Raw genomic sequence first — 14346 nt, 5'->3', positions numbered from 1 at the left:
AACATGTTTTCTAGAATATCAAAAGTAAAATCCTTATTATCCGACACGGTATCATTCAGCTCCACACTGCAAATCGGGGATACCTCATTTATTGATGGAAATTCCCTGGCTTTAGCGATTCAAAAGAAAAGTGAAACTTTCCATTCAGTGGATATTCATTTCGAAGACTTTGACATTTTTAAAAAACCATTTTATATCCCCAGATTGAATGAACCCGTCATATCAAGATTTTCAAACCCGAATCCCTTCATACGGGTCGGCAATATCAATATAATCGGGATATCATCCTCATCTGTGGTTGGTGTGGGGAACGTAGGCCATGCACGTATGGAATCAAGAGTGAAACATATTCGGGAGGTTCCTAAAGAAATCGAAGAGACACCAATAGTGGATAAAACCAACAACTCTTAAACTTTTAAAGGAGGGGTTCATATGCCCGCCATTATCGGCCCAGTACAAATATTTAATGTCGCGGAAGGAAACCTGTTATTCGGTGATTGCGCCGTCATTTCCCCTAAGTCTTCCTCCAAATCCGTTTTCGGATCCGGTTCAGGAAACACAGCTGCCATCACCTTTACGGCTAATGGTCTGAACGGTAGCAATGTCCTTGATATCAATGGGGTCGACCAGCCCATTACAGGAAATAATTAGTCAAAGAAAAGCCTCCCATTTCCAGGGAGGCTTTTAAATTCCGGTCTATTTTCCTAACATGTTAAATACTTGCTCAACATCCTTGTCTCCCCTGCCTGATAAATTAATGATCAGTATATCATCTCTTGTTAACTCTTTTGCGAGCTTCATGGCGTGAGCTAATGCATGTGAGCTTTCGAGAGCTGGAATGATTCCCTCTGTTTTGGATAATACCTGGAAAGCCTCAAGAGCTTCTTCCCCTTTTACCGTCACATACTCCGCTCGTCCGCAATCTTTCAAAAAACTATGCTCAGGTCCCACACTTGGATAATCCAAACCGGCGGCTATGGAAAATGTCGGTTTTGGTTCCCCTTGTTCGTCCACTAACGTCAAACTTTTGAATCCGTGCAATACTGCCGGGACACCTTGCGAAATACTTGGAGCTTCAATTGGCTCTACACCAATTAAACGGACATTTCCTTCATCGATATAATGAGCAAAAGCACCAATCGCATTACTTCCCCCTCCAGCACAAGCAATGATGGCAGCTGGCAGTTTTCCTTCCTTTTCAAGGATCTGGCGCTTTGATTCTTCACTTATGATTGATTGAAAATGCTTAACGATCGTTGGATATGGGTGCGGCCCCACTGCTGAACCAAGCAAGTAAAAAGTATTTTGATAGTTTTGCACCAAATCATTCAATGCCTCATCAACGGCATCCTTCAATCGGCCCTGTCCCTTTTCGACCGCTACGACTTTTGCCCCCAATAATTCCATCCGAAAGACATTCAATGCCTGCCTCTGCGTATCCAGCTTCCCCATATAGATCACACACTCCATGCCAAACATCGCACATGCAGTCGCAGTCGCCACACCATGCTGCCCAGCTCCAGTTTCTGCAATGATGCGTTTGGCACCCATACGTTTAGCGAGCAGGATCTGTCCAATCGCATTATTAATTTTGTGAGCACCTGTATGATTCAAATCTTCACGCTTTAAATATATTTTTGCCCCACCAACCTTTTTCGTTAAATTCTTTGCAAGTGTTAACGGGTTTTCGCGTCCGACATATTCTTTCAGATAATATTGAAACTCCTCAATGAATTCCGGGTCATCCTTATATTTTAGGAATTCCGTTTCTAAAATATCCATAACTTCCTGAAGTGCACCCGGTACAAAGCTTCCACCGTACTCACCAAAGTATCCCTTGCTCTTGATCTCACTCGTCATACTCTTCTCTACTCCTTTAAAAAGGTATTTTTCTCCACTAGTATATAGTAAGTATTTATATTTTTTCAAACTATTCTGTTTATTAAGGCAAAAAGAGCGTCCCGCAACAATGGGACACTCCTTCTATCTTATACTTCCAATAAATGCGAGCCGTCAAAGAAAAACAAGTAACGGCCGGTTACCTTCTTATTCATTATCTCTTCAACAGCCTTCGTATAGAGCTGAAGCTGCATCCGATATCGATCGGCAAGAATCTCTTTAGCCCCTTCATACCCGCTAGCAAATCGCCCGGTGATTGTATCCGTTTTATAATCTAGAAGCACAAGACCTTGTTCATCCTCAAAGATACAATCAATCACACCTTGGATAAGGATCTCTTCATCTCCAGCTGCCCAATCGCTGTATGCTTCCTTTGCAGGCAACGACATCGTAAATGGCACTTCACGGCGAATGCTCCCGGCCCTCTGCATTCTTTGCCCGATTTCACTGTCAAAGAAATCGACGATCGTCTCCGGTTCCACAGCCTCTTCCTGTTCCTCCGTCAACAATTCGCGTTGAATCAAGTCAACCATCAGTTCCTGAATTGATTGAATGGTAATCTCCTTAGTTAAATCAATATGCTGCATGACTAAATGTGTAATCGTACCCCTTTCAGCAGGAGTCAGTGACTTTTCTTGCATGAAAGTCGGCCGTTTCGTGATAGGACGCTTAAATTTACGCAACAACTCTGTGGAGCTTTGCTCGTCCTTAAGTTCATATTGACGTTTTAGTTCAGAAACGGATTGCTTGGAACGATACACCGTCGCCTCATGTTCGGGATACTCCCAATCTAGCTGTTCCTTGATATCATCATAAAACTCGGAAACGATACCGACCTTCTCCGATTTCTGGACATGTTCAAGTACTTGCTCTTGAACTAGTGCCTCTTCCACATCCAGAACAGCAAGCTCTTCGCTTGGAATGACGGAAATGGACCAATGCGATGGATGTGACTCCATTTCTAAGCCTTGACCAGCAGCTCCAAGATAATCCTGATGGCGGACAAGGGATGGACCAATCCAATCAAGATAACTTTTTGCACCTGCCCGTACATAGTCCTTTAATAGCCAATCTCCATGTGCCGCATTACTTTCCCAGTTCTTCTGCGTTTTTTCTGCATCATTGATACTGGCAATCAAATAAAGTTTTTCCTTTGCCCTTGTAAGAGCCACGTAGAGGACACGCATCTCCTCGGCAATTAATTCAAGCTGCTTCTTTTTCTTAAAAGCCAATTGAGGGAGGGATGGATAAGTTATCCGTAATTCGGAATTCACATATTTTGCCGCAAATCCATAATCCTTATCCAGTAAATAGGCCTTGCGTAAATCCATCATATTGAATTGCTTGGAAAGACCGGCAATGAAAACGATCGGAAACTCTAGCCCCTTTGAGGAGTGAATCGTCATCAGCCGGACTACATCTTCCTGTTCCCCTAAAGCCCGGGCTGCCCCTAAATCATCTCCACGTTCTTGCATCCTATCTACGAACCGCAGGAAACGGAACAGACCGCGGAAAGAACTCGCTTCATATTGCCTTGCCCTGTCATACAACGCTCTTAAATTGGCCTGACGCTGTTTGCCACCCGGCATCCCACCTGCAAAATCATAAAACTGCGTTTCACGGTACAGAAGCCAAATCAAATCTGATAATGCCTCCTGTCTGGCAAGCTTCCTCCACTTCACTAGTTTTTTATAAAAAGCTGAGGCTTTTTCATAAAGCCCCGGATGCTCTTCCGGATCACTCTTTCTATAAAAATCAGCTAGCGCTTCGTAGTAGCTCCCTGTATGGAATAAACGCACCTGTGACATCTCTTCTTCATCCAGTCCCACGATAGGTGAACGGAGAACGGAAGCCAATGGGATATCCTGTTGCGGATTATCAATCACCTTCAATAAGGAAATCATGATGGCCACTTCGGTCGCTTCAAAATACCCAGTCGACAAGTTGGCATATACTGGAATTCCCTGTTTTTTAAATTCCTCCATGATTTGCGGTGCCCAGGGCATCGAACGAAGAAGAATGACCATGTCTCGATAAGTGGCAGAGCGGTACTTTTTGGTTTTCGAATCATATATCCTATGCTTTTCGCCTATAGCCTTTTTAATGAGCTTTGCCATCTGCCTTGCTTCGAGCTGCGCTTTTTCAAGCTCCTCGGCCTCAAACCCACCATCCAATCCTTCCGCTTCCGAATGAGCTTCCGGATCGGCTGTTCCATCAATTAAATGAAGTTCGATCGGGTTTGAATCGTCTTCGGGATATGGGGCACCCTTTTTCAATTGAGCATCTTCATCATAATCAATCTCACCGACTGTAATCCCCATCAACTGTTGAAATAAGAAATTGGTCCCATCGAGAACTTCCTTTCGGCTCCGGAAATTGCGGTTTAAATCAATTTTCAGTCCGGAATCAACACCATCATGGGTAAAACGTGTGTATTTTCCAAGGAAGAGATTTGGTTCCGCAAGCCTGAACCGGTATATGGACTGTTTGACATCGCCTACCATGAAAAGATTCCCATTATACTCACCATCAGCCGTCACCAGTTTTAAGATGGATTCCTGAACCAGGTTCGTATCCTGATACTCATCTACAAGTACCTCTTTGAACTGGTTCCTGTAATCGACGGCTGCTGCCGATGGTTTTCGTTCACCATCCACAGTTTCCCCTGTCAAAATCCGAAGACAATAATGTTCCAAATCCGCGAAATCCACCAAGTTCTTTTCTGCTTTTGCAGCGAAGAATCGATCATCAAACCTTTTAACTAGCATAACCAGTGTATCGACATACCCCTTGAGTTCCCTTATATCCCGCAGATAGCTTTCCGGTTTACGGGAAAATAACTCTTCCTGTAACGATTTGATGATTTTCTTCGCCTTATCCCGGTACTTGGTAGCCTCATCCGTCACTTCTTTGATAAAATCTGCACCAGTAAGGCGTTTTGCCGTTCCAAATTTCACGTTTTGGATTTCTTCATAAAGAGCATTCCAGGATTGGTCCTTCACTTCCGACAGTTTAGCAACCAGGGCAAGATCTGCTATATAGTTCTCAGCCCTTGGTGCCGGCCCCCCAGGGATATTTGTCAACGCAAGCGAGCGCTCCAAAAAATCCCTGGCTGTGTCCAATTGTAAACCAATATCGAACTTCAATGAATCGATAAACGAAAGGTCATCAATCCCATCATCATCTGCCAGCTCATACATGCTAGCGGCACCATCGAGCCATCGGTCCGGGTCTGGATTCGATTGCGAAAAATCATGCAGCGATCTAACTATATTTTGAAGTGCATCATCGTTTCGATCGCTTGTGAAAGCATCAACTAAATTAAAGAACCCTTCATTATCACTTTGGCCATACTGCTCCTCGAAAAGCTCTTCCATCACTTCATCACGGAGCAGCTGGATCTCTGTAGAATCTGCAATCCGAAAGCCCGGGTCGATATCCGTCAGATAATAATACTTCCTGATGACCTCTAAACAAAAGGAATGAAGTGTGGAAATCGAAGCACGATTAATCAAACTCAACTGCTTACGCAAATGCTGAGAATGCGGATTATCATTGATCGCTTTTTCTAATGCCTCACTTACCCGATGGCGCATCTCGGCAGCCGAGGCATTGGTGAATGTAACCACGAGCAGTTCATCGACATCGATTGGATCTTCTTCTGATATGACTTTTTGAATGATCCGATTGACGAGCACCGCTGTTTTCCCTGAACCTGCAGCGGCCGCAACCAGAATGTCCTGTTCTTTAGCCCATATCGCCTTCCATTGATCTTCGGTCCAAGTCACGTCTCCTGGCAGAGCAGGAATTTTTGTTTTACTCATCGCTCTTCCCCTCTCCCCTTAACAGCTCAAGAACGTCATTTTGTTTCTTCTGTGCCAAATTCCTGAATTGATTCTCCTCCAGTGACTGGTCGAATTGGCATACGGATTTAAAGGAACAGAAGGTACATGGAGTTTTTTCCTTTAATTTGTATGGTGTTATATCGACATCACCATCGACCATTCGATCACCAGCCTCCTGATAAATACGGCGCACATGATGATTCAGAAGCGAAAACTCTTCCCTGCTGGCAACTTTGGAAGCCGCCAGGAGCGATCCGTCCTTTTTAAATCCAGCTGGGATGATATCCGACTTACCCGAATTTTCAATATCAAGCGAGGTATCCATCATCTGAATGACATTTGAATGATTTAGCACAAGTCCATTCATTTTAAAACTTTTATAAATTTCTTCCTCAATTTTATCCAAACTGAGCATTCCCTTTGATTTGACAACGGGATTATGCACATGAAAATACAAAACGCCGGCTGGAATCGCTTCTTTTCCAATAAGCGACTTGGAATGGGTGACGACGATATCAAGGTATGTCAACATTTGGAGCGCGAGTCCATAATATACTTCACTCATGTTCAGTTCCTTATCACTCGACTTATAATCGAGCACACGCAAATAGACACCTTCATCTTCTTCCGCTTTATCCACTCGGTCGATCCGCCCTATCAATTCCATCTTCGTACCGTTTTTCAATGTGAAAGAAAGGGGAGGCAGCTCTCCATGTTTTCCGAATCCAAGTTCTAATCCGATTGGAGCAAAACCGCTCACCTTTGCATGTTCACTTAACACGATCGAGGCCCGTCCAATCACTTGTTCCAGTTTCCTGCGTAAATAATGATGGCGGTTCGTACTTAACAAAATCTGATTTTGAAGTTTAGGAGCAAGTCTCTCCACAGCAATTCTGGCCAACTCCAAGCATTGGTCCGAGGTCAATGTAGACCAAGGAATATCATGCTCCTTTAAGTAATCGGAAATCATTTTCAACGCTCCATGGAACATCTCGCCTATATCCGGTGCATCTAAACGGAAAATTTGCCGTTCCCGCAATTTCAAGCCATGTGCGGCATAATGGGAAAATGGGCAGCTATTGAACATTTCCATCCGGGATACACTTGTAAGAATGCTCTCACCGTATAATTGCTTACTTGTTTCCTCAGATAATTTCTTTGTCCTATTTTGATAAAAAAGGCCAGATAAAACCTTAGTTGCGGAAGGACCAGCCATTTCATCATCAATAATGGCATTATATACATCCCACCATAGTGAATGGATTGGATAGTTCCTTTTTTTCAGCTGCAATTGGGCAGCCAGGTACGATAGGGCCACATCATGATTTGCAGCATATTTCACCTGTTCCTCAGCAGACAGATCGGACGGATCGTTCATATAATACACATCGGAAACGTTAGGCAATATGTCCCTTACCCGTTTCAAATAAGATGAGGGTAAAAGTGCCTTTCCTTCCTCATCGGCAAGCGGATATGATAAATAAAGGGCCTCAGCAGGCGTAGTGAATGCTTTGTACGCTGTAAACTCCTCATCCAGCAGGCGCACTTTTGAACTTGGAGCAACATCAAGTCCACCAGCTTGCAGCACCTCACGATCACTATCCGAAAATATCCCATCAGATACAGCTTTTCCTGGCAGGACCCCTTCGTTCAGGCCGATAACAAAAGCTGTCTTCACATCATCCAGACGGGATAAATCTAGATTAGCGACTAATACTTGGTCAATTGCCGGCGGTACCAAAGAAAATTCAAGAGACTCCAGACCAGCTTCAATGATTACGGCAAACTGTTTCATGGAAAGCTTTTCCCCGCTCAGCAGTTCAACGAATTGGTCTAATAGGTCGACAACCGCATTCCATGTTTGCTCATGCTCCCTTGCCGATACCAAATCACCTGCTTCTTCTGCCTCTCGTTTCAGCTTTTCCAATTTTTCCGGTACATGCAATTCTTCAAGATATAAATAAAGGGCTTCACACAATTCCCTGCCATTAGCAGCCTTTTTAACACGTTTTGAGAGTTTCAAGATGGGCTCGGTAAATAATTGCTTCATCTCATTCAACTCTTGTTCAAGCCGCATTTCCTTATCAGTTTGATTCCGGTCCTCGAGTTCCAGTCCGCGGAAGCGCCGATAGGTCCAACGATCTTTGGACGTCCACCTGCTTCCTTTAATGCCACGGGCTAGCACATAGTTTTCCAACTTATCTACCTGTTCACGCATCCTATCGTGGTTTTTTTGCAGCGGAAATAGAAGCTCCGTCTTGATCGCACGAAATACAGGCTCATAACGCCAATAGCCATTGATGATCTCCAAAGTGGAACGAATCAGTTCAATGAGAGGATGATTCAGCATCGTCCGTTTGGAATCGACGAACAAGGGAATTTGATAATCCCGAAAAACAGTTTGTAAAAGATCCGCGTATGCTTCTCCATTACGCACCAAAATCGCAATATCACGGTAACGGTGCTGTTTCTGTCTGACCAACGACAGGATGTCCCGGGCAACTCCTTCAATCTCAGCTCTGCGGTTAACTGCCTGGGCGATCGTTACATTAGGTGAATGCTCAAACATTTGTGCAGGACGAATGGCAAAATAAGTTTCCAGATGATTCAGCCCCGGGCTCTTTCCAAACCTTTCCGTTCCTTTTAAGATTCGATCCTCTGAAATTGGTATGCCATTCCTCAATCCAGCCTGATAAAGGTGATGATAAAGATTTCCTGTTTGCCTGAACAATTGCAAATCATCCGGAGCATATTGTCTGTAGGGCTGATCTAACGTCAGCGAGATCGTCACACTCCTGCACAGCTTCATCATTTCTTCCACAATCAATAATTCCTGTGGAGTCAAACTATAAAAGCCATCGATATATATATCCGCATTCCTTATATATGAAGACTCTGACATTTTTTCGATCAGCAAAGTGAAATAATCTTCGGAATCTAAATATTTGTTAACCATTTCATCCTCAAAAGCCTGATAGACCAAGTCAAGATCATGCAGTTTATCCTGAATGCCGCTACCGGCCTGTGAGGTTTCAGCCAAATAGTTTTGAATGTCATCAGGTTGGATGCAATACTGCTTGAACTCAGCCAGCATTAGCTCCATCTGTGCAATGAATCCCTGCTTATCAGCAGATCGTCGAAACATCTTTAACTCTTCCTTTTTATCCTCCATGATCTTCCGTATCAACATATTAACGCCAACACTGTCCAAATGTAGCCTGCTCATCCCCCCGGTTTCCTGAAGAACGCGCCAAGCAAGCCTGCTAAAACTGAAAACCTGTGTCCGGATCATTCCGGCAAGGCCTGGCGTTTTAATTAATTTATATTCAGATAGAAACGTCATCTGATCAGGAACTAGGTAGATAATTGGATTTCCTTCGGGATCTTCTGCCAATTTGGAGCGAACTTCATCCAATATATTCGAAGTTTTCCCTGCACCCGATCTTCCCAGTAAAAAACGGAGTGACATCTCTTTTCCCCCTTAAAACATAATATCTAGATCCATCATACCAGAAATACTTTCATCTTTTTGACTAGGTTTCTGTTTCCAATTTGATTTACTTTCTATTATTTTACCGTTTCCCTTTTAAAAATACCAATCGTACGTTCGCTTTTTTCCCAAAAGAAAAAGCCCACATAACTTTTGGGCTTCCACAATCATTCACCTGTAAACTTATAATTGAATTCTTTGACCGGCCAATATCGGACATCCACTTTACCAACAACATTTTCAACCGGTATATAACCAAAGTGACGGCTGTCAGCACTTTCAAGACGATTATCACCCATGACAAAAAGCTTGCCCTCCGGAACTTTGGTCATGTCCGTCAATTCTTTTAATGTAAAATCACCCGTAAAGTCCTGTCCTGGAAAACCTTCCTTGAATTTCTCAAGATAAGGCTCATCCACTCTCTCGCCATTTACGTACAGCCAATCATCTTTATAACGAATTCGGTCACCTGCAACCCCTATAACTCGCTTAACATAGTCTTCTTGTGAATTCGCATGAAAAACAATAATGTCAAAACGGTTGATATCATGAATCTGGTAATTGATTTTATTCACGACAAGTTTATTTCCATCTTCAAGGGTCGGCTGCATCGACTTCCCTTCAACATCATAGCTTGAAAAGAAAAATGTACGGATTAAGATGTAAATAACAAAAGCTATCATCGCTGGTTTTATCCAATCGGATAAAGAATTCTTGTTTATTTTTTCCATCTAGTTCAACCCCTACTACATTTATATACTAATTTATTGTCCTTCTTCCCTCTTCATGCTTTTATTTAACCGGACCTCCAGTCTTTTACCCACATACCAAAGGATAAAGATGACGACCCCGATAATGATCGTACGCACCGGCTTATGAATTAAGGAGACTAAATCGTAACCTACGAAGCTGATCGTAAAAATCATCACCGCCTTCCCTCCCACTACTGCAAGTCCATATTGCAAGGGACTGACTTTTGAAAGGCCTGCCACGATATTAACGATAGCCGAAGGTGTAAAAGGGAAGCAGAGCAGTAAAAACAAAGGACCGAATCCATGGGTCTCCACCCAAACCATCAACCTCTGCACCTGTTTATGCTTTTGCAAAAATCGGAAAAACCTCATTTGACCATATCTTCTAATAACCAAAAAGATTAAAAAAGAACCCGCTACCGCACCAATCCAAGAAAATAAAAATCCCCACCAGAGACCAAAAGCCGTTGCATTAGCAAGCACGAACACAACTAAGGGCAAAAAGGGCAAAAAAGCTTCCAGCATCGGCAGCAAGATCCCAGGAATTGGACCGAATGAGCGATATTGTTGAATAAGTGCAGATATATGATCAAGTGTAAACCACTCACGTATAGTATCCAGATCCATAATTATCTCCCTCGACATGCTGCTATCGAAGCAGCATAAACTTATTAAAAGCCATTTATTTTAGATATATCACTTTCCCCTGAAATTGCAAGAATTATTATCCATATATCTTCATACTTTCCCTATCTCCGGAAAACATAATCTTGTTAACCAATATTTTATGATTTATCAAAACTGCTTGCATATACACTGAAAATACATTAGGATAAAAACAGAACAAATGTTCTATTTTTTACAAGATATACATACTACTATTAAAAACGTGCTATTTTAGAAAGGAGCGGTCAAGATGACCCGCATTCCAGAAGATGACCGAAATATGATTGAAAAAGCCATCTACCTTCCTATGGTTATTACAATCTTAAACCGGGATCTCAAGGTCATCGAAATTTGTCCGTTTAAATTAAAAAGGCCTTATTCGGAGCTAGTCGAACATATTTTAAAAGTGGTTCAAGACGAACTTGCCGAGGTACGGCGCTATTTGCGCAAGGAGAATATTAAGGTTAGTGAAATCAAACGCGATGAATCCTTCACGATGTATTGTTTTTTATATAAAGGATACGAGGAACATCATAATTATTTCAATCCCCGCCTTCGCAACAAAACCGAAGATTTGTTATGTTATTACTTTTCCGAAAAAAAACACCGTTCAAGGAATTAGCGGGTTACATGCATCCTCCATATATGTGTTTGGAGCCTTCGGGTGCAGATGCCCTTGGAGATAAAGAAGTATGACCATTAAAAAAGCATCTCATCTTTCTCGGCATAAAGATAAAGGATTTCATTTTTTTGGAATTAAGGTCGATAAGACTCACTAACATCCATGAACCTGTTTGGATTTCCCATTATCATTGTCCTGCCAATAATATTATTGGATAGGTTCAAAAGCATGGCCTTACTTCCATAAAATCACTTTTCAATTAAGACATAACCTATGTAATCAAGTGCACACTGAATATCCTTAACCATTTTAGTTTTGAGATTCTTTAAATCAAAGTTATTTACATGCTCCTTGGCAAAGGTTGGAGTGACACCTGTTATGACCGTTTCCACCCCCATCAAACCAAGAGCACTCATCATATTGAAGAGAAAGTTAGGAAAACAATTATCTTGAACGAGGAGCTTCGACAAATCAATGATAAAGTAGCCAATATCATTATCCGCTGCAGAATGTAAAACATCACTCATGATTTGTTCTGATCGATTGCCGTCAACAATCCCCTGTATCGAAAGAATGGAAATGCCTTTAGTGATCGGGATGATCGGTACGCTTAAAAAGCCCATGCTATACTTTGTTTGATCGAGCTCTATCATGTGGGATAAAATGTCTGCCATGGATTTCAGATAGTTAATATCTTCTTCTGAAAACACCTTTTCCTCCTTGTCCATTACACAAAGGGTCCCGAATACATCCCCTTTCAAATCCTTTAACGTCACTCCTAAGAAACCTTTTACATTTAACTGACCGGTTACTTCAAGCTCCCTTGTTACGGCATCCTTCGTTAAGTTTGCTGTATGCATCGCATCGCCTTGGTTCTTAATGATTAAACGACAGAATGTTCCTCCATATTCGACGCTGTAACCTTCTGGTATAATCTCCTCTTCCCTATTATAGGAACTGAGTACAGTCATCGCCGTTTCTCCTCTTTTTGTTACATAAGCCGTTTGCACATTTAGCTGCTTACTGATTATGGAAAACATTTTCGAGGACACAGATCTTAACGAATAATAGGTCGGGCTCGTCTGTTCATAATTAATCGTCATTTTAATCACCTCTTAATTTCTATTCATCTATTATACTATTCGTCAACACTATCATTTTAGAGTCAGCACAACCTTTTTGCAAAAGATTGTTATTAACCTGCATTAGGAGAATAGAGAATATCATCCATTGATTGGATTAATTCTAAAGCCCTTCTCATATGAGAAGGGCTTTCGTTGTGCAATAAAGCCTTTTGCCAAAGATCTAAAAACAGGTGATGCTGAAGAAAAATCAGAGTCAGATATGCTGGCTAAAAAACTGGTACCAAGTGTGGATGTACTTAAAGTCGGCCATCATGGTGCAAAAACATCAACAAGTTCAGCTTTCATTAACAAAGCAAAACCGAAATATGCTGGAATCAGTGTAGGGAAAAATGGATATGGGCACCCTACTTCTACTGTTGTAAAACGTTGAATTCAGTGAAAACCAAAACTTATCGCACAGATAAATCAGGCAACATTATTTTTACTTCCACAGGTCAGAACGTTAATGTAAAGACGGTGAAATAAATGGTACAAGGAATTATCGATCGCTTCGAGGGAAAGATCGCTGTTGTTGAAATCAATGGTGGCATGAAGGATTTTCCCACAAGCGCTCTTCCCAAAAAAGCAAAAGTAGGAGATATGCTGATTATCGAAGATAATACTATCACCCTTTCCAAAGAAGGCACTGAGAAATTAAGAAAAGAGATTGACGATTTAATGGATGAATTATTTGAAGACTAATTCCGGGCACTTCTTTAATAAGAAGGGCTTGCTTTAAATTTTGAATGAATCCCGTTTGCATTCTTCAATGATGTTCCTGAAAGCCCTCTAACGTGGTATATACTTTGACATTACCTCTGAAGCCTTTGCCCCATTTCCTTCGGTGAACAGATAGAATGATTTCCTCTTTGTTTCCTCAATCCTCTGGAGCAATTTCGTTTTTAAAAAAGATGTCCGGTGCAGCTGATTTTCAAAAGAACTGCATGATACTTCTATATCGATGGTTTGTCTATTCCTGAATGTGATGGTTGTATGTTTGGAATCTAGGCGATCATAGGATACCACATGCTCATGTGATAACCAGATGCATTGAGGACGCAACGGAGATGTAGTGGGAAAGAAGAAAATTGAACTGGTCGGATCAATCGCAATAGGCGCTTTATGTGTGATGTTTATGAGCTGTTTCGTGCCTTGCTTACGTCCTTCATAACTTGACCCGAAGAACTCACAGCTTTTCTTTATTATTTCCATAGGTTTGAATGGGGAGATGAACTCGTCCTCCATTTCAACGATACGGGCATATATTTTACTGCCGTAATTGATTGGCGAAACCATTAGTGTATGTGGCGTGATTTCATATTCCTCGATGATTCCCTGATTGTTTTCCTTCATTTTTTATCCACCTCTTCCTCATTGCTAAACACGCTTTTACTTTACTAAAGCTTATACTCTACATTACTTGTACACCTTCCTTCCCCATTGTCCAAAATAAGTGAAGGGAGGTAGTAAATGTATGTTAAATTACTCACTATAATAGCACAACCCCCATACATAAAAAGCAAGTTCACAAAAAATTAAAAATTCTTTTATATAGTGACTTTTCCGTCATCTAAACGACACATTTTCTATTATTTTAATTTTTTTAAATTTTCAGTTGATTTTATCCGTTAAAATCCATATAATAATAAAAAGGGTCAGGGGTGGTAACTTTGAAAAATGAAAAATCTTATTCAGAGTCAGTGAAGTCCTTATCAATGAACGAAATGAAAAACGATGCCGTGGTTCAGGGAATGTTAATTGATATGATTATTCAGGAAGCCGTCCTTACTACCAAAAAGAATATCCTTGCAAAACAGATCGATGAAGCCTTGGATATGAAAAACAAACCTTTATTCTTAAAATTAAGTTCTGAAATGAACGTTTTACTCAAACAGTTTGGAAATTAAAATGCATGATCAAAAAAGCCTCCCATGATGTTGGGAGGCTT

13 protein-coding genes are annotated in these 14346 nt (G+C 41.5%); 6 read left to right on the top strand and 7 right to left on the bottom strand.

The window, feature by feature from the left end:
- The first annotated feature begins 3 nt into the window (after positions 1-3).
- Together IOC57_RS16490 and IOC57_RS16485 are read left to right on the top strand one after the other, a co-directional pair.
- Complete coding sequence (locus IOC57_RS16490; protein WP_207439754.1) at positions 4-411, top strand: spore germination protein GerPE; 408 nt, start codon at positions 4-6, stop codon at positions 409-411.
- Between the two features lie 21 nt (positions 412-432).
- The gene (locus tag IOC57_RS16485; protein WP_207439753.1) at positions 433-651 is read left to right on the top strand and encodes a spore germination protein; all 219 of its coding nucleotides are present in this window, start codon (positions 433-435) and stop codon (positions 649-651) included.
- Positions 652-696: 45 nt separating this feature from the next.
- On the opposite strand, the gene trpB is transcribed toward IOC57_RS16485, so the two are convergent.
- The 5 genes from trpB to IOC57_RS16460 form a co-directional block, all read right to left on the bottom strand.
- Positions 697-1860, bottom strand: coding sequence for a tryptophan synthase subunit beta (gene trpB, locus IOC57_RS16480; RefSeq protein ID WP_207439752.1), 1164 nt, complete (start codon positions 1858-1860; stop codon positions 697-699).
- Positions 1861-1988: 128 nt separating this feature from the next.
- Positions 1989-5723, bottom strand: a complete 3735-nt coding sequence (gene addA / locus IOC57_RS16475; RefSeq protein WP_207439751.1) for a helicase-exonuclease AddAB subunit AddA — start codon at positions 5721-5723, stop codon at positions 1989-1991.
- Positions 5716-9213, bottom strand: a complete 3498-nt coding sequence (gene addB / locus IOC57_RS16470) for a helicase-exonuclease AddAB subunit AddB (protein ID WP_207439750.1) — start codon at positions 9211-9213, stop codon at positions 5716-5718. Before addB ends, addA begins: the two co-directional genes overlap by 8 nt.
- Before the next feature lie 188 nt (positions 9214-9401).
- Positions 9402-9965, bottom strand: a complete 564-nt coding sequence (lepB, locus tag IOC57_RS16465; RefSeq protein WP_207439749.1) for a signal peptidase I — start codon at positions 9963-9965, stop codon at positions 9402-9404.
- Between the two features lie 33 nt (positions 9966-9998).
- Positions 9999-10613, bottom strand: coding sequence for a TVP38/TMEM64 family protein (locus IOC57_RS16460; RefSeq protein WP_207439748.1), 615 nt, complete (start codon positions 10611-10613; stop codon positions 9999-10001).
- Between the two features lie 289 nt (positions 10614-10902).
- Between IOC57_RS16460 and IOC57_RS16455 the strand changes: the two genes are divergently transcribed.
- Positions 10903-11274 (top strand): YhjD family protein, encoded by a 372-nt coding sequence (locus tag IOC57_RS16455; RefSeq protein WP_207439747.1) that lies wholly within the window; start codon positions 10903-10905, stop codon positions 11272-11274.
- 248 nt (positions 11275-11522) lie between these two features.
- Here IOC57_RS16455 and IOC57_RS16450 read toward each other — a convergent pair whose 3' ends face one another.
- On the bottom strand, positions 11523-12377 hold the full coding sequence (locus IOC57_RS16450) for an STAS domain-containing protein (protein ID WP_207439746.1): 855 nt from the start codon (positions 12375-12377) through the stop codon (positions 11523-11525).
- 127 nt (positions 12378-12504) lie between these two features.
- Between IOC57_RS16450 and IOC57_RS16445 the strand changes: the two genes are divergently transcribed.
- Both IOC57_RS16445 and IOC57_RS16440 read left to right on the top strand, forming a co-directional pair.
- Positions 12505-12789 carry a ComEC/Rec2 family competence protein gene (locus IOC57_RS16445; RefSeq protein WP_207439745.1) on the top strand — a complete coding sequence of 95 codons (285 nt, stop codon included), beginning with the start codon at positions 12505-12507 and terminating at the stop codon, positions 12787-12789.
- A gap of 95 nt (positions 12790-12884) precedes the next feature.
- Entirely contained in the window at positions 12885-13100 is a 216-nt protein-coding gene (locus IOC57_RS16440) for a DUF3006 domain-containing protein (RefSeq protein ID WP_207439744.1), read from the top strand.
- A gap of 87 nt (positions 13101-13187) precedes the next feature.
- Here the strand turns inward: IOC57_RS16440 and IOC57_RS16435 are convergent, their stop codons facing one another.
- On the bottom strand, positions 13188-13751 hold the full coding sequence (locus IOC57_RS16435; RefSeq protein ID WP_207439743.1) for a competence protein ComK: 564 nt from the start codon (positions 13749-13751) through the stop codon (positions 13188-13190).
- Between the two features lie 317 nt (positions 13752-14068).
- Between IOC57_RS16435 and IOC57_RS16430 the strand changes: the two genes are divergently transcribed.
- Positions 14069-14305: an IDEAL domain-containing protein gene (locus IOC57_RS16430; RefSeq protein WP_207439742.1), complete on the top strand. Its 237-nt coding sequence runs from the start codon at positions 14069-14071 to the stop codon at positions 14303-14305.
- Positions 14306-14346 lie beyond the last annotated feature (41 nt).

It is taken from the genome of Bacillus sp. SD075, assembly GCF_017355165.1.
Classification (GTDB): Bacteria; Bacillota; Bacilli; order Bacillales; family DSM-1321; genus Peribacillus.
This window is presented reverse-complemented; position numbering and strand designations above follow the sequence as displayed.

What these genes read in the sequence shown, in the direction of transcription:
- IOC57_RS16435 (WP_207439743.1), bottom strand. Translation starts at nt 13,751, where the DNA reads ATGAAGGAAAACAATCAGGGAATCATCGAGGAATATGAAATCACGCCA.
- IOC57_RS16490 (WP_207439754.1), top strand. Translation starts at nt 4, where the DNA reads ATGTTTTCTAGAATATCAAAAGTAAAATCCTTATTATCCGACACGGTA.
- IOC57_RS16440 (WP_207439744.1), top strand. Translation starts at nt 12,885, where the DNA reads ATGGTACAAGGAATTATCGATCGCTTCGAGGGAAAGATCGCTGTTGTT.
- IOC57_RS16460 (WP_207439748.1), bottom strand. Translation starts at nt 10,613, where the DNA reads ATGGATCTGGATACTATACGTGAGTGGTTTACACTTGATCATATATCT.
- addA (WP_207439751.1), bottom strand. Translation starts at nt 5,723, where the DNA reads ATGAGTAAAACAAAAATTCCTGCTCTGCCAGGAGACGTGACTTGGACC.
- addB (WP_207439750.1), bottom strand. Translation starts at nt 9,213, where the DNA reads ATGTCACTCCGTTTTTTACTGGGAAGATCGGGTGCAGGGAAAACTTCG.
- IOC57_RS16450 (WP_207439746.1), bottom strand. Translation starts at nt 12,377, where the DNA reads ATGACGATTAATTATGAACAGACGAGCCCGACCTATTATTCGTTAAGA.
- trpB (WP_207439752.1), bottom strand. Translation starts at nt 1,860, where the DNA reads ATGACGAGTGAGATCAAGAGCAAGGGATACTTTGGTGAGTACGGTGGA.
- lepB (WP_207439749.1), bottom strand. Translation starts at nt 9,965, where the DNA reads ATGGAAAAAATAAACAAGAATTCTTTATCCGATTGGATAAAACCAGCG.
- IOC57_RS16485 (WP_207439753.1), top strand. Translation starts at nt 433, where the DNA reads ATGCCCGCCATTATCGGCCCAGTACAAATATTTAATGTCGCGGAAGGA.
- IOC57_RS16455 (WP_207439747.1), top strand. Translation starts at nt 10,903, where the DNA reads ATGACCCGCATTCCAGAAGATGACCGAAATATGATTGAAAAAGCCATC.